A 21,925-nucleotide genomic window follows, 5' to 3' on the forward strand; every position below is an offset into this window, starting at 1 on the left:
TCTTATCCTATGGGATAATAATTTTACACTTAAAACAATTAAAGGGAGTTCATTATGAAACTTAAAAAAATTATTGGAATTACAGGATTGGCAGTCGCTTCAACAGTAGCTTTGGCTGCTTGTGGTGCTGGCGGTAACAAATCAGCTAAGGATGATAAAACTTTGACAGTTGGTGTCATGACTTTGGATGACACTACTGAGCCATTGTGGGATAAAGTCAAAGAATTGGCTAAAGACAAGGGTGTTACTATCGAGTTGAAAGAGTTCACAGACTACAACCAACCAAATGAAGCCCTTAAAAACGGCGAAATCGATGTTAATGCTTTTCAACACATTTATTTCTTGAACAACTGGAACAAAGAAAATAAAGGGGATGTTGTTGCAGCAGCTGACACACTTCTTAGCCCAATCCACCTTTTCTCAGGAACTGAAAACGGTAAAGCTAAGTATAAGGATGTTAAAGAGCTTCCAGAGGGAGCTACTATCTCAGTACCTAACGATGGTACAAACGAAAGCCGTGCGTTGACACTTCTTCAAACAGCTGGTTTGATTAAGTTGGATGTTAAAGATGGTGAATTGGCAACTATCAAGAACATTTCTGAAAATCCAAAGAAATTGGATATCAAAGAAATCGCAGCTGAACAAGCTGCCCAAACTCTTTCATCTGTAGATGCAGCAGTTGTTAACAACTCATACGCACAACAACAAAACGTTGACTATGACACAACTCTCTTCCAAGAAGATCCAAGCCAAGATTTAAAAGATTGGGTCAATATCATTGCAGCTAATAAAGATTGGGAAAAATCAAATAAAGCTGATGCTATCAAGACTTTGATTAAAGCCTACCAAAATGATGAAGTAGCGCAAATCATCTATGATGCATCTAACAAGGTTGACCTTCCAGCATGGAAAGGTGCCCCAACACAAGATCAATTGAAAGCTAATTCAAAGAAATAAGCTAAGGACAGAGGGCGTGTGAGAGCACGCCGTTTTGTCGTGTATGAAGGAGACGATTTGATGGCATTTTCAAGTGAAGAAGAGCAGCTACGAAAATTTCGTAACGATGAAATTGCTCAGCACTATTTTGAAGTTTTGCGGACTTTGATTTCTAAAAAATCTATTTTTGCTCAAAATATTGGTCTCTATGATGTGGCTGCTTATCTTGGTGAGATTTTCTCTGGTGTTGGCGCAGAGGTGACAATTGACGAGACCTATACGGCACCTTTTGTCTTGGCGAAATTCAAGAGTCCAAATCCAGATGCGAAAACAATTATTTTCTATCAACACTATGACACTGTTCCTGCGGACAATGATCAGCCATGGACCGATGAACCTTTCCGTCTGACTATTCGAAAGGGATATATGTATGGTCGTGGTGTCGATGATGATAAGGGGCATATTACAGCTCGTCTGACAGCCCTTCGGAAATATATTCGAGAAGTTGGTGATCTTCCTGTAAATATTACGTTTATGATGGAAGGTGCTGAAGAATCTGCATCAACAGACCTTGAAAAATATTTAGAAAAATACCGAGATGACCTTCTTCCAGCAGACCTATTGGTTTGGGAACAAGGAAACCGAAATAGTAAAGGTCAATTGGAAATCACAGGTGGCAACAAGGGGATTATTACCTTTGACTTGTCTGTCGAGAGTGCTGATGTTGATATCCACTCTAAATTTGGTGCAGTGATTGAATCGGCGTCATGGTACTTGCTTAATGCTATCTCAAGCATGAGAGATGACCAGGGACGTATCCTTATCGACGGCATCTATGAAAAGATTGTCCAACCAAACGAACGAGAGATGAATCTTATCGAAACTTATGCCATTGAAAATGCAGACAGTCTTCGTAGGATTTACGGCTTAAAACTACCCATTTTAGAAAGTGACCGCCGAGCGTTCTTAAAAACTTACTATTTTGAGCCTGCTCTTTCTATTGAGGGAATTTCAACAGGTTATCAGGGGCAAGGGGTTAAGACCATCTTACCAGCTCAAGCCAGAGCTAAGATGGAGATGCGTTTGGTCCCTGGCTTGACACCTGAGTACGTTTTGGAATGTATTAAGGCTCACCTCAAAAAAGAAGGATTTGACCGTATCAAGGTAACCTTCACTCTTGGTGAAGAAAGTTATCGAAGTGATATGTCTGATCCAGCTATTGTCAATGTTATTGAGTTAGCAAAAGGCTTTTATGAAGAAGGTGTCGCTGTCCTTCCAACAGCAGCAGGTACGGGGCCTATGCATATGATTCATCAGGCTTTGGGTGTTCCTATGGCAGCCTTTGGTATAGGGAATGCTAACAGTCGTGACCATGGTGGGGATGAAAATGTTAGTCTAGCAGATTACTACACCCATATTGAACTAATTAAGGAGTTAATTGCAAGTTATGAGTAATGTCATTATTGATTTGAAAAATATTGATATCACCTTTACGCAGAAACGCCGCACTATTCAAGCGGTTAAGGATGTGTCTATCCAGATTGAAAAAGGTGATATTTACGGAATCGTTGGTTATTCAGGGGCTGGTAAATCTACCCTTGTGCGTGCGATCAATCTTTTGCAAGTGCCTACAGCTGGTAAAATCACTATCGGTAAAGATGTGACTTTTGCAGATGGTAAGGTCCAATTGTCGACAAAAGAATTGCGTCAGAAACGTCAAACAATTGGGATGATTTTCCAACACTTTAACCTTATGGCTCAAAAGACGGCTTATGAAAATGTAGCCTTTGCCCTTCGTCATTCTAAACTAAGCAATGAAGAGAAAGACAAAAAAATTCGTGGTCTTTTGGAATTGGTTGATTTGGCTGATCGTGCCGAAAACTATCCTGCACAATTATCAGGTGGTCAAAAACAACGTGTAGCGATTGCGCGTGCCTTGGCTAATGATCCTGAAATCTTGATTTCAGATGAGTCTACATCAGCTCTTGACCCTAAAACAACTAAGCAGATCCTTTCACTTTTGCAGGATTTGAATAAAAAGCTTGGTTTGACAGTGGTTATGATCACCCACGAAATGCAAATTGTTAAAGACATTTGTAACCGTGTGGCTGTTATGCAAAATGGTCAACTTTTGGAAGAGGGCAGTGTTCTTGATATCTTCTCAAATCCACAAGAAGATTTGACACAAGAATTTATTGAAACTGCAGCAGGGATTGAAGATGCTTTGACTAAGATTAATGCACAACCCTTAGTGAAAAACTTACCAAGCTCAGCCCTTCTCGTTCAACTTAAATATGCTGGTTCTTCAACAGATGAGCCACTCTTGACTGAAATTTTCAAAGATTACGGAGTTTCAAGTAACATCCTTTACGGTAACGTTGAGATTCTAGGTGATACACCTGTTGGTGAATTGGTCGTTGTATTGGATGGTGAGGCAGATAAGGTTCTTGCTGCTCAAAAAGCGATTGAAAATGCAGGTGTCAGCTTGCAAGTACTTAAGAAAGGAGCCCAATAATGGCAGATTGGATTCAACAAAACTTTCCAGATATTTATCGTATTGGTATGCAGGGGGTTAACTCTTGGCCAGATGCCATCTATGCGACTCTCTATATGACAGTTATTTCCTTTATCATTGGGGGGCTTCTTGGTCTTGTTATGGGGCTCTTCTTGGTATTGACAGGTCCTCGTGGAGTCATTGAAAATAAATTTGTTTTCCAAATCTTGGATAAAATCACTTCAATCTTCCGTGCCATTCCTTTCATCATCCTCTTGGCAATTTTGAAAGGCTTCACTTACTTTATCGTGGGGACTAACCTTGGTATGACAGCGGCCTTGGTTCCATTGTCAGCTGCGACTTTCCCATTCTTTGCACGTCAAGTACAGGTGGTGCTTGCAGATCTTGATCGTGGCGTTATTGAAGCAGCACAAGCTAGTGGCGCAACACTTTGGGATACGATTAAAGTTTACCTTGGTGAAGGTCTACCTGAGTTGGTTCGTGTATCAACCGTAACTCTGATTTCCCTTGTGGGTGAAACTGCCATGGCCGGTGCTATCGGTGCCGGTGGTCTTGGTTACATCGCTATCTACTATGGATATAACCGTTCTAGTACCTCAGTTACCATTTTGGCAACTTTCTTGATTTTGATTTTGATTTTCCTTATCCAATTCTTGGGTGATTTCTTGACCCGTAAATTGAGTCATAAATAGGATTTGAGAGCCTGTATGCCACAGGCTTTTCTCATGTCTTGACGATTTCAGATATTTATCATAGTATGGAAGCTATCGAATACTTTATGGTTGAGCTAACCATAAAAAGGAGTTAATGAGTTATGAAACGATTTATTTCAACTTGGAATAGGACCAGTCTAATCAAGCGTATTGCCATTGGTGTGGTAATTGGAGCTGTACTTGGTTTGCTTGTTCCTAAGTTTACGGTGATTGGTCTCTTAGGGGATATGTTTGTTGGTGGCTTGAAGGCAATTGCTCCACTCTTGGTCTTTGCCTTGGTAGCCAATGCCCTTTCTCAAACGCGAGAAGGGCAACAAAGCAACATGAAGACAGTTATTGTTCTTTATCTCTTTGGGACCTTTGCGGCAGCATTGACGGCTGTGATTTCTCACTATGTTTTTCCAATTTCTCTGAAGTTGGGAGCAGCGGCAGCGACTAAAGCGACGGCACCTCAAGGTGTGGGAGAAGTCTTTAAAGATTTGTTGCTTAAGATGGTGGATAACCCTGTCAATGCCTTGGCCCAAGCCAACTACATTGGTGTTTTAGTATGGGCGGTTGTCTTTGGTTTCGCCATGCGAACAGCTAGCAATCACACGAAAGATTTGCTACATACCTTGGCAGAAGTAACTTCACAAATCGTTCGTTGGATTATTAACTTGGCACCATTTGGTATCCTTGGTCTTGTCTTTAATACTATTTCTGAGAATGGTGTTGGTGTTTTGGTGGATTATGGTGTCCTAATCCTTGTTTTAGTGGGAACAATGGCCTTTGTTGCCTTGGTTGTTAATCCTATCATTGCTTTTGTGATGATGGGTAAAAATCCTTTCCCACTGGTTTTCCGTTGTTTGAAAGACTCTGGGATTACAGCCTTCTTTACTCGCTCGTCAGCAGCTAATATTCCTGTTAACCTTCAGCTTTGTAAAGATCTTGGTTTAAATCCTGATACCTATTCAGTTTCTATTCCTTTGGGGTCAACTATTAATATGGCTGGGGCAGCCGTGACAATCAATGTCTTAACTCTTGCTGCAGTAACGACTTTGGGAATTCAGGTCGATTTTGCGACAGCACTCATTCTTAGTGTGGTTTCAGCTATTTCTGCCTGTGGTGCCTCAGGTATTGCTGGAGGATCCCTTCTATTAGTGCCAGTAGCATGTAGCCTCTTTGGTATCTCAAATGATTTGGCCATGCAAGTTGTTGGTGTTGGCTTTATCGTAGGTGTCATCCAAGACTCTTGTGAAACAGCCCTTAACTCTTCAACAGACGTGCTTTTTACAGCAGTAGCAGAAAAGAGCCGTTGGAAGAAAGTATAGATAATTGTATAAGGTCGGCCTATTTGGCTGGCTTTTTGATTTTGGAGAAAACATAGTCAAAGACTATAGCTAGCTCAAGAATCTATCATCTTTAAAAAGCCCATAAAATATGATAAAATAAACCGTTCAAAGAGAGAAGGTGAAACATTTATGACTAATAATTTATTGGTGCTTCAATCAGACTTTGGTTTGGTTGACGGTGCTGTTTCGGCCATGATTGGTGTGGCCCTTCAAGTAGAACCAAGTTTGGGAGTTCATCACCTTACACATGATATTACACCCTACAACACTTTTGAAGCTTCCTATCGTCTGTTTCAGACTGTCGAGTACTGGCCAAAGGGAACAACCTTTGTTTCGGTAGTTGATCCAGGTGTAGGCTCATCACGTAAAAGTGTGGTTGCCTTAACAAAGACGGGGCAATATATCGTCACACCAGATAACGGAACACTTTCTTATATCAAGAAGGATGTCGGTATCGTTGCTGTCCGTGAAATTTCAGAAGTTGAGAATCGTCGTAGTAATACGGGGCTGTCTTATACCTTCCATGGTCGTGATGTTTATGCCTATACAGGTGCCAAATTAGCTTCTGGTCATATCAGTTTTGAAGAAGTAGGTCCTGAGTTACCTGTGGACAAAATTCTAGAGCTTTCAGTGGTTGAAACCATCATAGAGGATAATTTGGTTCGTGGTGCAATTGACATTTTGGACGTCCGTTTCGGCTCTCTTTGGACCTCTATCACACGTGATGACTTTTATGCCTTGGAACCAAACTTTGGTGATCGATTCGAGGTGACCATCTTTAACAATGATATGTTGGTCTACCAAAATCAAGTTACCTATGGGAAATCTTTTGCGGATGTTCGTATCGGTCAGCCAATTATTTATATCAATTCCCTTTATCGTGTTGGCTTAGCCATAAACCAGGGGTCTTTTGCCAAGGCCTATAATGTTGGTGTGGGGGCTAACTGGCACATTGAAATCAAACATTTAGGAGATTAAAGTAAGATTATGAAAAATAATTCAATTCGTACAGTAGTTGCGACAGGTATTGGTGCAGCACTCTTTATTATCATTGGTATGTTTGTTAATATTCCTATTTTTGGGAATACCAGCATCCAACTTCAGTATGCTGTTCAAGCCCTATTCTCAGTGATTTTTGGGCCTATTACTGGTTTCTTTATGGGCTTTATTGGGCATGCGCTTAAAGATGGTATTCAATACGGAAATATCTCATGGGCTTGGGTGTTTGCAAGTGCCATTACAGGTCTTGTAATTGGTCTATTCAACAAAAAATATGATGTGACAACTGGCAAGTTTTCTTTGATGAGTATGATTTGGTTTAACCTAGCACAAGCATTGGCCCTCCTTATTGCCTATGGTATCGTTACCCCTATTGGTGATAGACTCCAATTCGCACAAGCCTGGTCATATCTTTATGCACAAAGTTTTGTAGCTGGCGTAGCCAACTTTATTACAATTGCAATCGGAGGAACCCTCCTTCTTGCAATCTATGCTAGCTCACGTACACAATCTGGTAGTCTTACCAAAGACTAGCATGAATCATAGGAGAGTGGGACTGTCAGTTTGCTTTGATACCTCCTCTCTTTTTTAGTAGAAACATGGATAAATACATTAGTTTTAATCAGTTTACATTTCAATATGATGCGCAAGCAGAAGCGACGCTTAAAGATATCAGCTTTGATATTGTCAAAGGCGAGAAAGTGCTCATTTTAGGCCCTTCTGGTAGCGGAAAGTCTACCCTGGCTCAGTGTCTCAATGGTATCATACCTAATATCCATAAAGGCCAGGCACAAGGCCAGGTAAGGATAGCTGGACAGAATATTTTCAAGCAATCTATCTATGATAAGTCACAGTTAGTATCTACGGTATTGCAGGATCCAGATGGTCAGTTTATTGGCTTAACAGTAGCCGAGGATTTGGCTTTTGCCTTGGAAAATGATTGTGCTAATCAAAGTGAGATGAAGGATAAGGTAGCTCTCTGGGCTGAACGTCTAGACTTGACTTCTCTTTTGAATCACCGCCCTCAAGACTTATCAGGTGGCCAAAAACAACGAGTTAGTTTGGCTGGAGTCTTGATTGATGAGAGTCCTATTCTTTTATTTGATGAGCCTCTAGCAAATTTAGATCCTAAATCAGGACAGGAAACCATTGACCTCATTGATAAAATCCACAAAGAGGTGGGAGCTACAACAATTATTATTGAGCATCGTCTAGAAGATGTTCTTTATCGTCCTGTTGACCGGATTTTACTGGTCAATGATGGTACCCTCCTCTTTAACGGTAGCCCAGATGAGCTTTTATCAAGTACTCTCTTACTGGAAAATGGGATTCGCGAACCTCTATATGTGACGGTTTTACGTCAGTTGGGATTTGACACAAGAGATGCACAAAATCTTAGTCAATTGGATGCTTTAGACTTATCTGGCCTTGTTCTACCAGATAGAGTTTTGAAAGATAAAAGAGACAGTTCAAGTGATTCTATTTTGAAGGTTGAGGGGCTTAGCGTTTCCTATGGGGATAATCCAGCGATTATAGAGGATATGTCTTTTAGCTTGAAAAAAGGTGAGCGACTAGCGATTGTCGGTAAAAATGGGGCTGGAAAGTCGACGCTTGCCAAGGCTCTATGCGGTTTTGTCCCTAGTCAAGGGAAATTAACTTACAAGGGTCAGGATATCAGTCAGGATAGCATCGCCGAGCGTTCAGAGCGTATAGGTTTTGTTTTGCAAAACCCTAATCAGATGATTAGCCAAACTATGATTTTTGATGAAGTGGCTCTTGGTTTACGCTTGCGAGGGATTGAAGAAACTGAGGTTGAAGAGCGTGTTCATGAGGTCCTGAAGACTTGTGGCCTCTATAGTTTTCGTAAATGGCCTATTTCTGCGCTTTCCTTTGGTCAGAAAAAGCGTGTGACCATTGCGTCTATCTTGGTCTTGAAACCTGAAATCATTATTTTGGATGAGCCAACGGCTGGTCAAGATTACAAGACTTACACAGATATCATGAATTTCTTGGACAGTCTTCAGAAGCAAGGCCATACCATTGTGATGATTACCCATGACATGCAGCTCATGTTGGAATATAGTGATCGTTGTCTCGTTGTGGTTGAGGGGGAAATCATTGCAGACGACAATCCTGTTACAATTCTTAATCAGAAGGATTTACTTGAGTCAGCTAATCTCAAGCAGACATCTCTGTATACTTTGGGTCAGAAATTGTCAAGTGATCCAGTAGAAGTAACCCAGTATTATATCGAAAAAGGAGGCCCTAATGTCTAATCGTTTAATTGGTTATCAGTCAGGTCAAGGTTTCCTCTATGATTTGTCTGGGGCAAGTAAGATGCTTTTCTTTATCTTGGTTTCGGTTGCTTGTATGGCAACCTATGACCCACGTTTTATTCTAGCAGTAGGCTTACTTTCTATTTATCTCTTTTATTTGGCCAAAATTCGTTGGCGAGATATTTCTTTCGTTGTTAAGATTATTGGATCAATTGCTCTCTTTAATTTACTTATGGTCTACCTTTTCGCACCTGGTTATGGTGAAGAAATTTACGGGGCTAAGGCGGTTCTTATTGAAGGCTGGGGGCGTTTCTATCTAACCAGTCAGGAGCTTTTTTACCTTGCAAATCTATTGCTCAAGTATTTTTCAACGGTCCCTCTTGCCATTCTATTTCTTATGACCACTCATCCCAGTCAGTTTGCGGCTAGCCTGAATCAAATTAGGGTTCCTTATAAATTTGCCTATTCCGTGAGTTTAACCTTGCGTTATATTCCAGATGTTCAAGAAGAATTCTTTACGATTCGTAAGGCTCAGGAGGCTCGTGGTTTGGATTTGTCGCAAAAGGTGGGATTGGTCAAACGCATTCGCGGGAATCTCCAAATTGTTCTTCCACTAATTTTTTCATCTCTCGAACGAATTGATACCATATCGACAGCCATGGAGTTACGACGATTTGGTCGCTACAAAAAACGTACATGGTATGTTCATAAATCTTTGATGAAACAAGATTACCTTGTCATCCTATCAGCTATCCTTATATTTGGGATTAGTATTGGATTAATCTTCTTCAATCATGGTCGCTTTTATAATCCATGGGGATAATGCTCTTAGCATAGAGAGAATCTGCCATTAAGCATAATAAAAAACGTTCCCATCTTGTCCAGATGAACGAGATTGGAGCGTTTTTTGTTATTTCAAATAGCCTAGATAATCAAATTTTTCTAGTGTCCGATTGTCGGCGACAACTAGGATGATTCCGTCGTCAGGTAGTTTCTTACTTGGGTCAAAGTGAGTGTTTAACTTGCCATTTTGCTCATCTCTAAAACCAATAACGTTGATGTTATAATTTTGTCTTAGATTTAATGTATGCAAGGACTTTCCAGCCCATTCCTTTGGAATTTTAAGTTCAATTAAAGCTACGTCGTCCTCTAAATGAAAAACATTTGAAATGTTATAACGGAGGATGTTTGAAGCCAAGTCTTTTGCTGTGCTACGCTCAGGAGTGATGACCCAGTTGGCCCCCATTCCGTAAAGGACTTCCTCATAATTGTTATTCATAGCTTTAGCAATAATATTTGTAATACCAAGTTTTTTACATTGCAGGAGCGCTAGCGCAGACGATTCTAGGTGTTCCCCAGTTGCAATAATAACCGTATCGCAAGTATCAATACCAGCAGAACGTAGAAAGTCAATGTCAGTAATGTCACCAACAGCGGCCTTAGTCACCTGATCAGCAAGGGAATCAATTGTTGTAGAGTTATTATCTAAGGCAATAACGTCTTGTCCAAAAAAGGAGAGTTCGGTTGCAATGGTTTGTCCAAAGATTCCCAAACCGAGGACCCCAATAATTTGTGTTTTCATATAAAATCCTTTCAGAATATTGTCAATGAATAAAATTGTTTAGCCAACTGAAATATCAGTTGGGGCATAAGAGACATGCTTTTCTTTTTTTGTCATCAAGCTCAAGAGAACAGTGATAGGTCCAACACGGCCAATGAACATCAGAGACATGATAACGAGTCGTCCTAGAGTATTTAGATTAGGGGTCAAATCCATTGAAACACCAACGGTAGCAATGGCTGACACACTCTCAAAAAGTAGGCCTAGGGGCGATAGTGTAGGATTAGTCTCCAGCAAAATAACATAGCCGACAAAGAGCATTGTTAGGAAAAAGAGTATAACTGTGAATGCTTGTAAAACAGTCTTATTAGATATAATACGATTTCGAAAAACAACGCTCGAGTTACCAGATAGCTCTGACTTAAAAAGTAGGAACATGATAGAGGCAGTTGTCACCTTGATACCACCCGCAGTTCCTCCAGGACCACCCCCAATAATCATTTGAATCATAAAAAGAAGATTTGTGGAGAAATCGGCATTGGTATAGGAAATAGTTGCAAAGCCAGCGGTACGCATGGTTACAGTCTGAAAGAAACTCACCAGAAGTTGTTGCCAGACATTGAGAGTACCGATTGTCTTAGAGTTATCCATTTCCAGTAACCAAGCAAGTAGTGTTCCTCCTAAGAGGAGACAGCCTGTACTTATAAGAACAAGACGGCTTTGATTGCTGAAAGGCCTACAAGCTAATTTCCAGTTCCTAGGACGATCTGTCATATAGCGTCTTATTAGTTGAATCAAATCAATCCAAACTGCAAATCCCAAACTTCCAGACATAATGAGAAAAGCTACAGCAAGGTTAATGGTTGGATTGGTTGCATAATCCTGTAAACTGTTAGAACCTAAGTTGTCAAATCCAGCATTACAAAAGGCAGAGACAGCTAGAAAGAGACTATTAAAAATGCCGTGACCAAGTCCAAAACGAGGAACGAAATCAGTCATGATCACAAGTGCTGCTAAAGCTTCAATAGAAAAAGTAATTTTATATACCTTAAAAAGATAAGCTTTCAAATCTTTTTGGTTATCCCTGCTAAGTGCGGATTGAAGGAGATCTTGATCACTCAGTCCTAATTTATTTTTCAGGGTATAGGTGCTAAAGGCTATAAGAGAGACGAGCCCAAGTCCTCCCGTCTGCATGAGAAGCATAGAGAAAATTTGACCGAGACCATTGTAAGCCTTACTGACCGGGACAACAGAAAGTCCAGTTACACAGACCATTGACACAGTATTGAAGAGATGATCCAGGTAGCTTGTTTCTGGACTATTAGCATAGTGGCTTATGGGAAGGCTAAGTAAAATACTCCCCACTATAATGACAAAGACAAAGCTGAGCACCAGCTTTTGCGTGACAGAAAGACGATTGATCAATGAAAACCTCCGAGTTATCATAAGAGTAAATAATAATCCAAGGAGTAAGACACCTCCTTGGATAAACGTTATAGCGGCTTCTTGTTAGGAATTCCAGCACGACGTGGGTACTTATTTGGGGTTTCTTTTTTCTTATCGACAATAGTGACATTACGTCCATCCCCATTTGGCAGTCTGTAGTTCTCGTTGAGAATAGGCTTGGCAAAAAGCGAGTTCAAGGCATTTTTAGCATCGGCTAACTCTTCATCAGCTGCTGCAGCTTTAAGTGCAATAAGTTGTCCACCAACCTTCAAGAAAGGAATGGTCAATTCTGAGAGAACCTGCATGCGTGCGACGGCACGGGCAGTAACAATATCAAACTGAGCACGGAAGGCCTTGTCTTGTCCAAAATCCTCTGCACGTCCATGATAGAAGTGAACACCGCTGAGCTCAAGTTCATCAGCCAAGAGATTGAGGAAATTGATGCGTTTATTAAGAGAGTCGATGATAGTCACATCAAGCTCAGGGCAAAGGATTTTCATAGGGAGACTTGGAAATCCAGCTCCAGCTCCGATATCCAGAAGTCGAATACTTTGATTTTTAATATGCCCTTGAAGAACAGGAGCCAGAGAATCATAGAAATGTTTGAGGTAGACCTCGTCTCTTTCTGTGATTGCAGTAAGGTTGATCTTTTCGTTCCATTCTACCAAAAGCTCAAAGTAGCGTTGGAATTGGTCTTTTTGTTTTTGGCTGAGATCGAACCCCAGTTCTTTCAGAGCCTTGTAAAAATCTTCAGGTGTCATTATATATTCCTTTTATCTAGTTTCAATGCTCTTATTTTACCATAATTAAGAGCTTTCATCTAACTCTATAGGACAGATGGAAACTGGGTCTGAGTAAGTTTCTCATTAGCTTTGAAAAAAGTTCTAAGTTTAAGAAATATGTAATATTAAAGGTGTTATTTTTTCTTAAAAATTTGATATAATACTAATTAAGTCTAAAATCATAATCATGCTCTCTAATGAAAAGTGAATGTAGGGGATTATGGTCTTGTGGATTGAAAATAGATCCCTATGGGGAAATTTAATTTGAGGATTAAGAATGATTTATCTTTCAGAAGTTAGAAAGTCTCCAGAGGGGCTCGCCTTTACCGAAGCACCTTCTTTGTTGGAGTCTATTAAAGAACGCTATGATCAAGTTTTAAATCTTGAACAGATTCAAGCAAGTGGTCAGGTAGCCTATGATAATGGCTTGTACCTTTTGGACTATCAACTTAGCTATGATATTACCTTGCCATCTAGCCGTTCACTTGAACCTGTGACACTTAGCTTTAACTATCCGGTTTCAGAAACCTTTATACAAGAGGCAGATGCTGCTCTTCAAAAGGAATTAGTCGAAGAAAATCTAGTTCTTATCTTGGATGGAGATACCATTAATCTTGATGAGAGTATTCTAGATAATATTCTTCTTAATATTCCTTTGAGAGTATTAACGCCTGAGGAAGAATCAGGACAAATTTCGCTCTCAGGTAATGACTGGGAAGTCTTGTCAGAAGAGGACTTTGCCGCACTTCAACAGAAGAAAAAAGAGGCAAGTAATCCCTTTGCCCAATTGAACGGTCTATTTGACGAAAATTAATTCAAAAAAACAAACTAAAAATGTTTGACAATTTTAAAAAACTATATTATTATATCATTAGAAGTTAATTTTCGGATTTATTTATAGGGTAAATCTACAGACTTTTTAAGGGAAATAGAAGTCAAAAAATTTTAAGAAAGTGGTAAATACTTATTATGAGCAAACGCATTTTGATTGTTGAAGATGAGAAAAACCTTGCTCGTTTTGTCTCTCTTGAACTTCAACACGAAGGATACGACGTTGTGACAGCAGACAACGGACGTGAAGGACTTGAAATGGCACTCGAGAAAGATTTCGATCTTATTCTCTTGGACCTTATGTTGCCTGAGATGGACGGTTTTGAAGTAACACGTCGTCTCCAACAAGAAAAAGATACTTATATTATGATGATGACAGCCCGCGATTCAATCATGGACATTGTTGCTGGTTTGGACCGTGGTGCTGATGACTATATTGTAAAACCTTTTGCGATTGAAGAACTATTGGCACGTATTCGTGCAACCTTCCGTCGCCAAGATATCGAAGCTGCTAAGAATGCACCAGCTAAAGCGTCAACTTATCGTGATTTGAAATTGGATGTTCAAAATCGTACAGTTGTTCGTGGTGATGAAGCAATTCCATTGACAAAACGTGAGTTTGATTTGTTGAACACACTTTTGAGCAATATGAACCAAGTGATGACCCGTGAGGAACTCTTGCTTCAAGTTTGGAAATATGATGATGCAATCGAAACAAACGTTGTAGATGTTTATATTCGTTACTTGCGTGGAAAAATCGATGTTCCAGGTAAGGAATCATACATTCAAACAGTGCGAGGAATGGGTTACGTTATCCGTGAAAAATGAGTAAATTACAAGATAAATTATTTGGTAAAGTAACCATTAGAAAAAAGTTGACCATGACAACTGCTGTGGTCTTCTTTCTTGTATTGTCGATGTTCACTCTGGTTGTTGTTTTCTCGGCCAATACGCTTCTTTTGCAACGTGAACGTCAAAATGTAAATAATACAATTTCGAAAGTTGTTACTTATATCGAAAAGGACTGGGATTCTGATGAAGAGCTGAGTCCAGAACCGCTTTTAGCGGCCCTTTATTCGCCTAAAAATATCTATGCATCAATCATTAACGGTGTGCTTTCTGAAAAGCACTCTTTGGATGGTCAAGTTGCAATTTCTAATAAATTATTTTCTAACCAATCTGTTTTTGTTTATGACAAAAAGGGAACGTTTATCTTTACTTCTGAGGAAAACACAGACTCTCCTCCAGGCATGTCTGAAGTAAACAAACTGAAGTCAGTGTCCTATAAAGGAAAGCGTGGTTTCTTACTACAAGTTCCAATTTACGGTAAGGATAAAAAGACCATCGTTGGTTATGCTCAGATTTTCCATGATTTGGAATTCTACTATGCTCTGAAAGAGCGTTTGATTTTCTTATTGATTTTCCTAGAAGTGGGGATGACGGTCCTAGTTATCGCAGCAACTGTGGTTGTCTTGACATCTATTCTTCGTCCGATGAGACAGCTGCACGAAACGATGGGAGTTATCACCGATTCGCCAAGTGATTTGGAACTTCGTTCTAAGATTGAAAGTCACGATGAAATTGGTGATTTGGCGGTTAACTTTAACCGTATGATGGATAAAATCCAAGAAAATAATCAGATGCAGATGCGTTTCTTGAGTGACGTTAGTCATGAATTACGTACGCCGATTGCGGTTATCAAGGGCCATATGGACCTCTTGCAACGTTGGGGTAAAAATGACCCTGAGATTCTTGAGGAGAGTCTTGAGGCTGCAAGTCACGAGGCTAACCGTATGACGATTATGATTAATGATATGTTGGATTCTATCCGTGTCAAAGGATCATTTGAAAATCATAGAAATGATACGTGTGATTTGAATTCTTCAATCCGTACGGTTATTGGTAACTTCCGTGTCTTGCATGAAGATTACCAATTCTATCTCAATGATTTTGAGAGCTCAGAGCGTCCAGCACAGATTTACAGTCAACACTTTGAACAGGCGATTACTATTTTGATTGATAATGCGGTCAAGTATTCTCCTGTTAACAAGGAAATCCAGGTTACAATTAAGGCTCTGGAAGATGACATGTTGGTACAAGTACAAGATAATGGTGAAGGGATTTCTAAAGAAGATATTGAGCATATCTTTGAACGCTTCTATCGTTCAGATAAGGCACGTAATCGTACGACAACACAATCTGGTGTTGGTATTGGTTTGTCAATCCTTTACCAAATTGTGGAAGCTTATCGCTGCCGTATCGATGTTAGTTCTGAACTTGGTGTTGGAACACGTTTCGACCTTTACATTCCATTTGCGGATGGAGAAACGACGACACCTCAACTTGAGCTTTAAATCAATTTATAAGAGTCTTAGAGTGATTCTTGGTCGTGAGCACGCCTCGTTTAGAGCGTGCTTTTTATGTGTTTTTATGGTAAAATAGAGTACCGAATTTCAAAGATTGGTGGTGAAGTGCATGCGTTGTCCAAAATGTCAACATAATAAATCTAGTGTTATCGATAGCCGTCAGGCAGAGGATGGGAATACCATTCGTCGTCGTCGTGAGTGTGATTCTTGTCATGCTCGTTTTACAACTTTTGAGCGTGTGGAAGAAGTTCCACTTTTGGTTGTCAAAAAAGACGGTACTCGTGAACAATTCTCTCGCGATAAGATTTTCAATGGTATCTTGATGAGTGCTCAGAAGCGTCCGGTTTCTAGTGAGGATATCGAAAATGCCATCACCCGTATTGAGCAAAATATTCGCCGTAACCATGATGGAGAGGTTGATAGTGATGTCATTGGGAATTTAGTGATGAAAGAACTCGCTGACCTTGATGAAATTACTTATGTACGTTTTGCTAGTGTCTACCGTTCTTTCAAAGATGTTGATGAGATTGAAGAGTTACTTCAAGAAATCACCAAGACTGTACGTGCGAAAAAAGAGTCTAAAAAATGAGACCTATTGAAGAATTTGTCTATGTTGGTAATCAGGTTATCGTTCCCGATCAGGCAAGTTTAATGCGTTGCTATTATCCCATTATTGGGAGTGAGGGATACGCTCTCTACCAGTATTTCGTGGCTTTTTATGACAATGGTAATCGCCGCCATAAGTTTGCGGCTATTCTGAATCACCTTAACTTTGGAATGCAGCCCCTTCAAGAAGCACTAGCGGTTCTGACAGCAGTAGATCTCTTGGTCTTTTACCAGTCACCTCAAGGGTTTTATGTGATAGAGCTTAAGTCTCCCTTAACAATTGAGCAGTTTCTAAAACATGCCGTTTATAGTTCACTTCTCGAGCAAAAGATTAGTGAACCAGCAGTAGACGCTTTGAAACCGGCAGGTCTCCAAGGATTGCAAGATTTATCTAAACGTTTTTCGGATGTCTTTACCGATGAGCGTTTGGCTCAAAAGTCTGTGTCTGAAATCAAGCCTAAAAATTCATTTGATTTAACTAGTTTTAGGAATCGGATGCAGGCTGATGGTCTTGTCTTTTCAGATGAAAAGGCAGATGTGCCTGAAATCTATAAATTGTCTGAGATTCATCATATGAATTGGTATGATACCTATCTCTTGGCTAAAAAAACAGCTGTGAACCATCAGATTATTGTCAAGCGTATGCAGGTGCAATTAGAGCAGGCACAAGCTCAAAAATTGGGTGGTGACTCTGCTTTGACGGAGACTGAAGAAAAGATTCTTAAAGCGGTTAGGTCTGAAAAACCTATAGATTATCTACAAAGTGCCAAGGGTCCTGGTGGTGCTGTGACTAATTCTGAGAAGAAGATTCTCACAGATTTGGCACAAAGAGGCTTTATGGATGAGGTCATTAACCTCATGGTTGCCTACAGTTTGGGACGGACACGTTCGACGAATGTGAATCGAGAGTATATCTCTAAACTTGCTAACGACTTTGACTTTAAGAATATTCTCACTGCCGAACAAGGGCTTTTAGCTTTGCGTAGTGGTTACAACAAGAAATCACAACAAGCAAAAGCTGATTCTAAGAAGAAAACAAATGTGCCGAGCTGGAGTAATCCAGATTATGATAATCAAACCAGTCAGGCTGATCAGGCTAAATTGGATGAAATTAGACGTCGGGCTTTGGCAAAACTAGAAAAAGGAAAGGAGTAGCCTATGGAAAGAGTTGGACAAACCCTAAACCGAACAGGGCATCATGGGTCTGGCAATACAACAGATTTAACGAAGCAAATTTTGTCGGATCCAAGAGTGGCTAGCTTTATTCAAGAGCATAGCCTAAGCCAGGATGAAATCAAACGTAGTCTTCCTAAGTTTAATCAATTCCTGGTGGAATGCCGTAAAGTCAAAGAAGGTGATGCCTCCTATATTGCCAAAGGGTATGAGCCGATTCTGACCATGAATGAAGGCTACGCTGATGTGACCTATAAGGAGACGCGTCAGCTCAAAGAGCAACAAGAACAACAGGCTATCGCTAAACGGATTAATTTGGTGAGTCTGCCTCAGTCTTATCGTAAGATTACCTTTGCGGATATTGCTCTAGATGATGTGGCGCGTGTGGATACCTTTGAGAGTCTCGTGGATTTTGTGGCGAATTACCCTAGTCCAGACCAGAAAGGCCTCTACATCTACGGAGACATGGGGGTTGGAAAATCCTTCATGTTGGCTGCTATGGCTCATGAACTTTCCGAAACCAAGAAGGTTGCGACGACCATTATTCATTACCCATCTTTTACCATTGATGTTAAAAATGGAATTAAGGACGGTTCTGTCAAGGAACAAATAGACGCTGTCAAACAAGCAGAAGTTTTGGTTCTAGATGATATTGGTGCAGAGCAATTCTCTTCTTGGATTAGGGATGATGTTTTGCAAGTCATCCTCCAGCATCGTATGATTGAAGAGCTGCCTACCTTCTTTACGTCTAACTATAGTTTTGCGGATTTAGAAGCTAAGCTATCCAATGGACGTCAAGGAGACGAGACTTGGCAGGCCAAACGTGTGATGGAGCGTGTTCGTTTTCTTGCCAAAGAGGTTCACTTGAAGGGTGTTAATCGCCGCTAAGTTGAATCTCATAATGATAAAGAATAAGAGAGTTTGCTTCCCTTGGTGGAAGTGAGACTGCTAAATGAAGAAAGGAATCCCTATTTTAATCAGGGACTTAAACATATGACATTACCTACAGTTGCTATCGTGGGTCGCCCAAATGTTGGGAAATCGACCCTATTTAACCGAATTGCGGGTGAACGTATCTCTATCGTCGAAGACGTTGAAGGGGTAACACGTGACCGTATTTATACCTCTGCTGAATGGCTTAATCGCCAGTTTAGCTTGATTGATACTGGTGGTATCGATGATGTTGATGCACCATTTATGGAACAAATTAAGCACCAAGCTGACATCGCCATGACTGAAGCTGACGTTATTGTCTTTGTCGTTTCAGGTAAGGAAGGTGTGACAGATGCGGATGAGTACGTTGCCCGTATTCTTTATAAGACCAACAAGCCAGTTATCTTGGCGGTAAATAAAGTGGATAACCCTGAGATGCGTGCAGATATCTATGATTTCTATTCTCTTGGTCTTGGTGATCCCTATCCAGTTTCATCTGTTCACGGTATCGGTACAGGGGATGTTCTCGACGCTATCGTTGAAAACCTCCCAACAGAAGTTGAAGAAGAAAATCCAGATATCATCCGTTTCAGTTTGATTGGACGTCCAAACGTCGGAAAATCAAGTTTGATTAACGCCATTTTGGGGGAGGACCGTGTAATTGCTAGCCCAATTGCTGGTACGACTCGCGATGCCATTGATACAAACTTTGTGGACAGTGAAGGTCAAGAGTATACCATGATTGACACCGCTGGTATGCGTAAATCTGGTAAGGTTTATGAAAATACAGAGAAATACTCTGTCATGCGTTCTATGCGTGCCATTGACCGTTCTGATATTGTTCTTATGGTTATCAATGCCGAGGAAGGTATCCGTGAGTATGACAAGCGTATTGCTGGTTTTGCCCATGAAGCTGGTAAAGGGATTATCATCGTAGTTAACAAATGGGATACGATTAAGAAAGACAATCATACCGTTGCTAACTGGGAAGCGGATATCCGTGAGCAGTTCCAATTTTTGAGCTATGCACCAATTATCTTTGTATCGGCTGAAACTAAACAACGTCTTAACAAGTTGCCAGAGATGATTAAACGCATCAGTGAGAGTCAAAACCGTCGTATTTCATCGGCTGTCTTGAATGATGTTATCATGGATGCCATTGCCATCAACCCAACACCAACTGACAAAGGAAAACGCCTTAAGATTTTCTACGGCACACAAGTTTCGGTTAAACCACCAACATTTGTGATCTTTGTCAATGAAGAAGAGCTTATGCACTTCTCATACATGCGTTTCTTGGAAAATCAAATTCGTCAGGCCTTTGGTTTTGAAGGAACACCAATCCACTTGATTGCTCGTAAACGTAAATAAAAAAAAGACCAACCAGAATAGAATCTTTATGGGTTGGTCTTTTGTCATTGTAAGGAGAAAATGATGTTAGAAAATATTAAAGCTTATTTATCTAAACAAGGGGTTAAGTATATCAAACCTGAAAAAGCGGGTCCGCATCAAGAAGAGATGGAAGTGCTCAAGGCACTTGGTCAAGCAGCTCGTAAGGAAATGCAGACTTTAGCAAAACTTCTAGAGGAGCGTTTGGCACCCTTTAAGATGGATCGTGTCAGTAATTGGGCCAATCAGGCACAAATATGTCGCCCACACTTTTGGTGCTATTATAGGGCCCCTGAGAACAGTTTAGACGATGTTGCCATGGCGATTCGCCTTTATGGTCAGCCTGAAAAATGGGGGATTTCAGTTGAGGTTAGCTTTGTCGAACGGAAAAAATCAGACACCACTCTAGCTAAGCAACATAAGGTCCTAGACTTACCGATTGCCCCCTCTCTATACTATTTTGCCCAGGAAGATGGTGTCAGTCATCGTGTAGAAGGAACTGAAGAGAATCGTCAGATGCTTAAAGCAGCAGTTAAAGATGGTCGTATCCGCAAGGTATTGGTTAAGTATGATGTGGTAGTGACTACTAGTAAAACTATGGAAGAGTTAGTAGAAGAGCTTGCTGATGGATTTGATAAGTTGAAACCCTATTTCGAGAAAGCTAATAAAAACTAAAAAATCTCCAGGTTCTTTCTGGAGATTTTCCTTGTTATTTTGGTGCAATTACTTCAGTACCACCCATGTAAGGACGAAGAACTTCAGGGATAGTTACTGAACCATCTTCGTTTTGATAGTTTTCAAGGATAGCGGCTACTGTACGTCCAACAGCAAGTCCTGAACCGTTGAGAGTGTGAAGAAGTTTTACTTTACCATCAGCTTCGTCACGATAGCGGATTTGTGCACGACGGGCTTGGAAATCTTCTGTGTTTGAACATGAAGAAATTTCGCGGTAAGTGTTTTGTGCTGGAATCCAAACTTCCAAGTCGTAGGTTTTAGCAGCTGAGAATCCCATATCGCCAGTACATAAAGTGATGACACGGTATGGCAAGTTAAGTTTTTGAAGGATATTTTCAGCGTTAACTACCATTTTTTCCAATTCATCGTATGAGCTTTCTGGTTTTGAGAATTTGACCATTTCAACCTTGTGGAATTGGTGAAGACGGATCAATCCACGTGTATCACGACCAGCTGAACCAGCTTCTGAACGGAATGAAGGGCTCATGGCTGTGAAGTAGATTGGCAATTCTTTACCATCAAGGATTTCACCGCGGTAGTAGTTTGTCAAAGGAACTTCAGCGGTTGGGATAAGGACATAGTCAGTACCGTCAAGCTCGAAAGTATCTTCCTTGAATTTTGGATATTGACCAGTACCGAACATTGAGTCGTGGTTAACCATGTAAGGTGTGATCATTTCAGTGTAGCCTTCTTTAGCGTGCTCATCCAACATAAAGTTGTAAATCGCACGTTCCAATTTTGCTCCAAGTCCTTTGTAGAAAAGGAAGCGAGAACCAGTGACTTTAGCACCACGTTCCCAATCTAGGATACCAAGGTCTTCCCCAAGATCCCAGTGAGCTTTAACTTCAAAATCAAAGTCACGAGGTGTTCCCCAACGGCGAACTTCTACGTTTTCGTCTTCGTCAGCACCTACTGGAACAGAGTCGTTTGGTGTATTTGGAAGTGTCACAACGATGGCATTAAGCTTTTCATCGATAGCATCAAGTTCGGCATCAATTTCCTTAATTTCTGCAGAAACTTTTTGCATGGCTGCAATTTGTTCTGAAGCATCTTCTTTGTTACGTTTAGCTTGAGCGATACCATCTGAAGCGATATTACGTTGAGCTTTGAGTTCTTCAGATTTGATAAGAAGCTCACGGCGTTTAACATCAAGCTCTTTAAGTTCATTTAAAGTTTCAGCAGCAACACCACGTGTAGCCAATTTTTCGGCAAGGGCATCGAAGTCGTTACGAATACGTTTTACATCTAACATAAGTTCCTCCAAAAAGTAAAACACTCCAGTGAAAGTGTTGGAGTGACATGAGCCACGGTTCCATCCAACTTCACAGGAGTG

Annotated in this window: 21 protein-coding genes; 17 read left to right on the plus strand and 4 right to left on the minus strand. The window is 40.5% G+C overall.

Annotation, left to right across the window (positions count from 1 at the left end; translation table 11 throughout):
* Nucleotides 1-54: 54 nt before the first annotated feature.
* The 9 genes from ACYVQ1_RS08030 to ACYVQ1_RS08070 all read left to right on the plus strand — a co-directional run bounded on the left by ACYVQ1_RS08030 (nucleotide 55) and on the right by ACYVQ1_RS08070 (nucleotide 9,593).
* Nucleotides 55-957, plus strand: a complete 903-nt coding sequence (locus tag ACYVQ1_RS08030) for a MetQ/NlpA family ABC transporter substrate-binding protein (protein WP_461250361.1) — start codon at nucleotides 55-57, stop codon at nucleotides 955-957.
* A 60-nt stretch (nucleotides 958-1,017) separates the two neighbouring features.
* Nucleotides 1,018-2,391: a M20/M25/M40 family metallo-hydrolase gene (locus ACYVQ1_RS08035; RefSeq protein WP_461250362.1), complete on the plus strand. Its 1,374-nt coding sequence runs from the start codon at nucleotides 1,018-1,020 to the stop codon at nucleotides 2,389-2,391.
* A complete protein-coding gene (locus ACYVQ1_RS08040) occupies nucleotides 2,384-3,451 on the plus strand; it encodes a methionine ABC transporter ATP-binding protein (RefSeq protein WP_195413375.1) in 1,068 nt (355 codons plus the stop codon). The genes ACYVQ1_RS08035 and ACYVQ1_RS08040 overlap by 8 nt, the downstream gene beginning before the upstream one ends.
* Entirely contained in the window at nucleotides 3,451-4,143 is a 693-nt protein-coding gene (locus ACYVQ1_RS08045; RefSeq protein ID WP_002883771.1) for a methionine ABC transporter permease, read from the plus strand. Before ACYVQ1_RS08040 ends, ACYVQ1_RS08045 begins: the two co-directional genes overlap by 1 nt.
* A gap of 122 nt (nucleotides 4,144-4,265) precedes the next feature.
* The gene (gene sstT, locus ACYVQ1_RS08050) at nucleotides 4,266-5,474 is read left to right on the plus strand and encodes a serine/threonine transporter SstT (protein WP_461250363.1); all 1,209 of its coding nucleotides are present in this window, start codon (nucleotides 4,266-4,268) and stop codon (nucleotides 5,472-5,474) included.
* 150 nt (nucleotides 5,475-5,624) lie between these two features.
* Nucleotides 5,625-6,473 carry an SAM hydrolase/SAM-dependent halogenase family protein gene (locus ACYVQ1_RS08055; protein WP_461250364.1) on the plus strand — a complete coding sequence of 283 codons (849 nt, stop codon included), beginning with the start codon at nucleotides 5,625-5,627 and terminating at the stop codon, nucleotides 6,471-6,473.
* 9 nt (nucleotides 6,474-6,482) lie between these two features.
* Nucleotides 6,483-7,028 (plus strand): ECF-type riboflavin transporter substrate-binding protein, encoded by a 546-nt coding sequence (locus ACYVQ1_RS08060; protein ID WP_060973167.1) that lies wholly within the window; start codon nucleotides 6,483-6,485, stop codon nucleotides 7,026-7,028.
* Between the two features lie 65 nt (nucleotides 7,029-7,093).
* Nucleotides 7,094-8,770 (plus strand): ABC transporter ATP-binding protein, encoded by a 1,677-nt coding sequence (locus tag ACYVQ1_RS08065; protein WP_461250365.1) that lies wholly within the window; start codon nucleotides 7,094-7,096, stop codon nucleotides 8,768-8,770.
* Nucleotides 8,763-9,593, plus strand: coding sequence for an energy-coupling factor transporter transmembrane component T family protein (locus ACYVQ1_RS08070; protein ID WP_461250366.1), 831 nt, complete (start codon nucleotides 8,763-8,765; stop codon nucleotides 9,591-9,593). Before ACYVQ1_RS08065 ends, ACYVQ1_RS08070 begins: the two co-directional genes overlap by 8 nt.
* A gap of 87 nt (nucleotides 9,594-9,680) precedes the next feature.
* Here the strand turns inward: ACYVQ1_RS08070 and ACYVQ1_RS08075 are convergent, their stop codons facing one another.
* From ACYVQ1_RS08075 to rsmG, 3 genes are all read right to left on the minus strand, one after another.
* Nucleotides 9,681-10,352 (minus strand): potassium channel family protein, encoded by a 672-nt coding sequence (locus tag ACYVQ1_RS08075; RefSeq protein WP_461250367.1) that lies wholly within the window; start codon nucleotides 10,350-10,352, stop codon nucleotides 9,681-9,683.
* 39 nt (nucleotides 10,353-10,391) lie between these two features.
* Nucleotides 10,392-11,756: a TrkH family potassium uptake protein gene (locus ACYVQ1_RS08080; RefSeq protein ID WP_461250368.1), complete on the minus strand. Its 1,365-nt coding sequence runs from the start codon at nucleotides 11,754-11,756 to the stop codon at nucleotides 10,392-10,394.
* 68 nt (nucleotides 11,757-11,824) lie between these two features.
* Nucleotides 11,825-12,538, minus strand: coding sequence for a 16S rRNA (guanine(527)-N(7))-methyltransferase RsmG (gene rsmG, locus ACYVQ1_RS08085; RefSeq protein WP_048673867.1), 714 nt, complete (start codon nucleotides 12,536-12,538; stop codon nucleotides 11,825-11,827).
* 298 nt (nucleotides 12,539-12,836) lie between these two features.
* Here rsmG and ACYVQ1_RS08090 point away from each other — a divergent pair, with 298 nt between their 5' ends.
* The 8 genes from ACYVQ1_RS08090 (at nucleotide 12,837) to ACYVQ1_RS08125 (ending at nucleotide 20,532) form a co-directional block, all read left to right on the plus strand.
* Nucleotides 12,837-13,373 (plus strand): DUF177 domain-containing protein, encoded by a 537-nt coding sequence (locus tag ACYVQ1_RS08090; protein ID WP_455454864.1) that lies wholly within the window; start codon nucleotides 12,837-12,839, stop codon nucleotides 13,371-13,373.
* Between the two features lie 155 nt (nucleotides 13,374-13,528).
* Nucleotides 13,529-14,218, plus strand: a complete 690-nt coding sequence (locus ACYVQ1_RS08095; protein ID WP_002883757.1) for a response regulator transcription factor — start codon at nucleotides 13,529-13,531, stop codon at nucleotides 14,216-14,218.
* Nucleotides 14,215-15,744 (plus strand): HAMP domain-containing sensor histidine kinase, encoded by a 1,530-nt coding sequence (locus tag ACYVQ1_RS08100; RefSeq protein ID WP_461250369.1) that lies wholly within the window; start codon nucleotides 14,215-14,217, stop codon nucleotides 15,742-15,744. The genes ACYVQ1_RS08095 and ACYVQ1_RS08100 overlap by 4 nt, the downstream gene beginning before the upstream one ends.
* A gap of 121 nt (nucleotides 15,745-15,865) precedes the next feature.
* Complete coding sequence (gene nrdR, locus ACYVQ1_RS08105; protein ID WP_002883820.1) at nucleotides 15,866-16,345, plus strand: transcriptional regulator NrdR; 480 nt, start codon at nucleotides 15,866-15,868, stop codon at nucleotides 16,343-16,345.
* Nucleotides 16,342-17,517, plus strand: a complete 1,176-nt coding sequence (locus tag ACYVQ1_RS08110) for a DnaD domain protein (protein ID WP_461250370.1) — start codon at nucleotides 16,342-16,344, stop codon at nucleotides 17,515-17,517. Before nrdR ends, ACYVQ1_RS08110 begins: the two co-directional genes overlap by 4 nt.
* A gap of 3 nt (nucleotides 17,518-17,520) precedes the next feature.
* Nucleotides 17,521-18,423, plus strand: coding sequence for a primosomal protein DnaI (dnaI, locus tag ACYVQ1_RS08115; RefSeq protein WP_461250371.1), 903 nt, complete (start codon nucleotides 17,521-17,523; stop codon nucleotides 18,421-18,423).
* 105 nt (nucleotides 18,424-18,528) lie between these two features.
* Nucleotides 18,529-19,839, plus strand: coding sequence for a ribosome biogenesis GTPase Der (gene der, locus ACYVQ1_RS08120; RefSeq protein WP_084870047.1), 1,311 nt, complete (start codon nucleotides 18,529-18,531; stop codon nucleotides 19,837-19,839).
* 63 nt (nucleotides 19,840-19,902) lie between these two features.
* Complete coding sequence (locus ACYVQ1_RS08125; protein WP_461250372.1) at nucleotides 19,903-20,532, plus strand: HI_0552 family protein; 630 nt, start codon at nucleotides 19,903-19,905, stop codon at nucleotides 20,530-20,532.
* Between the two features lie 34 nt (nucleotides 20,533-20,566).
* Here ACYVQ1_RS08125 and serS read toward each other — a convergent pair whose 3' ends face one another.
* The gene (gene serS, locus ACYVQ1_RS08130) at nucleotides 20,567-21,844 is read right to left on the minus strand and encodes a serine--tRNA ligase (RefSeq protein ID WP_461258412.1); all 1,278 of its coding nucleotides are present in this window, start codon (nucleotides 21,842-21,844) and stop codon (nucleotides 20,567-20,569) included.
* Nucleotides 21,845-21,925 lie beyond the last annotated feature (81 nt).

It is taken from the genome of Streptococcus parasalivarius (genome assembly GCF_054785155.1).

Excerpts from the sequence above, each read along its gene's own strand:
- ACYVQ1_RS08030 (WP_461250361.1), top strand. The coding sequence starts at position 55 with ATGAAACTTAAAAAAATTATTGGAATTACAGGATTGGCAGTCGCTTCA.
- ACYVQ1_RS08035 (WP_461250362.1), top strand. The coding sequence starts at position 1,018 with ATGGCATTTTCAAGTGAAGAAGAGCAGCTACGAAAATTTCGTAACGAT.
- ACYVQ1_RS08040 (WP_195413375.1), top strand. The coding sequence starts at position 2,384 with ATGAGTAATGTCATTATTGATTTGAAAAATATTGATATCACCTTTACG.
- ACYVQ1_RS08045 (WP_002883771.1), top strand. The coding sequence starts at position 3,451 with ATGGCAGATTGGATTCAACAAAACTTTCCAGATATTTATCGTATTGGT.
- sstT (WP_461250363.1), top strand. The coding sequence starts at position 4,266 with ATGAAACGATTTATTTCAACTTGGAATAGGACCAGTCTAATCAAGCGT.
- ACYVQ1_RS08055 (WP_461250364.1), top strand. The coding sequence starts at position 5,625 with ATGACTAATAATTTATTGGTGCTTCAATCAGACTTTGGTTTGGTTGAC.
- ACYVQ1_RS08060 (WP_060973167.1), top strand. The coding sequence starts at position 6,483 with ATGAAAAATAATTCAATTCGTACAGTAGTTGCGACAGGTATTGGTGCA.
- ACYVQ1_RS08065 (WP_461250365.1), top strand. The coding sequence starts at position 7,094 with ATGGATAAATACATTAGTTTTAATCAGTTTACATTTCAATATGATGCG.
- ACYVQ1_RS08070 (WP_461250366.1), top strand. The coding sequence starts at position 8,763 with ATGTCTAATCGTTTAATTGGTTATCAGTCAGGTCAAGGTTTCCTCTAT.
- ACYVQ1_RS08075 (WP_461250367.1), bottom strand. The coding sequence starts at position 10,352 with ATGAAAACACAAATTATTGGGGTCCTCGGTTTGGGAATCTTTGGACAA.
- rsmG (WP_048673867.1), bottom strand. The coding sequence starts at position 12,538 with ATGACACCTGAAGATTTTTACAAGGCTCTGAAAGAACTGGGGTTCGAT.
- ACYVQ1_RS08090 (WP_455454864.1), top strand. The coding sequence starts at position 12,837 with ATGATTTATCTTTCAGAAGTTAGAAAGTCTCCAGAGGGGCTCGCCTTT.
- ACYVQ1_RS08095 (WP_002883757.1), top strand. The coding sequence starts at position 13,529 with ATGAGCAAACGCATTTTGATTGTTGAAGATGAGAAAAACCTTGCTCGT.
- ACYVQ1_RS08100 (WP_461250369.1), top strand. The coding sequence starts at position 14,215 with ATGAGTAAATTACAAGATAAATTATTTGGTAAAGTAACCATTAGAAAA.
- nrdR (WP_002883820.1), top strand. The coding sequence starts at position 15,866 with ATGCGTTGTCCAAAATGTCAACATAATAAATCTAGTGTTATCGATAGC.
- ACYVQ1_RS08110 (WP_461250370.1), top strand. The coding sequence starts at position 16,342 with ATGAGACCTATTGAAGAATTTGTCTATGTTGGTAATCAGGTTATCGTT.
- dnaI (WP_461250371.1), top strand. The coding sequence starts at position 17,521 with ATGGAAAGAGTTGGACAAACCCTAAACCGAACAGGGCATCATGGGTCT.
- der (WP_084870047.1), top strand. The coding sequence starts at position 18,529 with ATGACATTACCTACAGTTGCTATCGTGGGTCGCCCAAATGTTGGGAAA.
- ACYVQ1_RS08125 (WP_461250372.1), top strand. The coding sequence starts at position 19,903 with ATGTTAGAAAATATTAAAGCTTATTTATCTAAACAAGGGGTTAAGTAT.
- serS (WP_461258412.1), bottom strand. The coding sequence starts at position 21,844 with ATGTTAGATGTAAAACGTATTCGTAACGACTTCGATGCCCTTGCCGAA.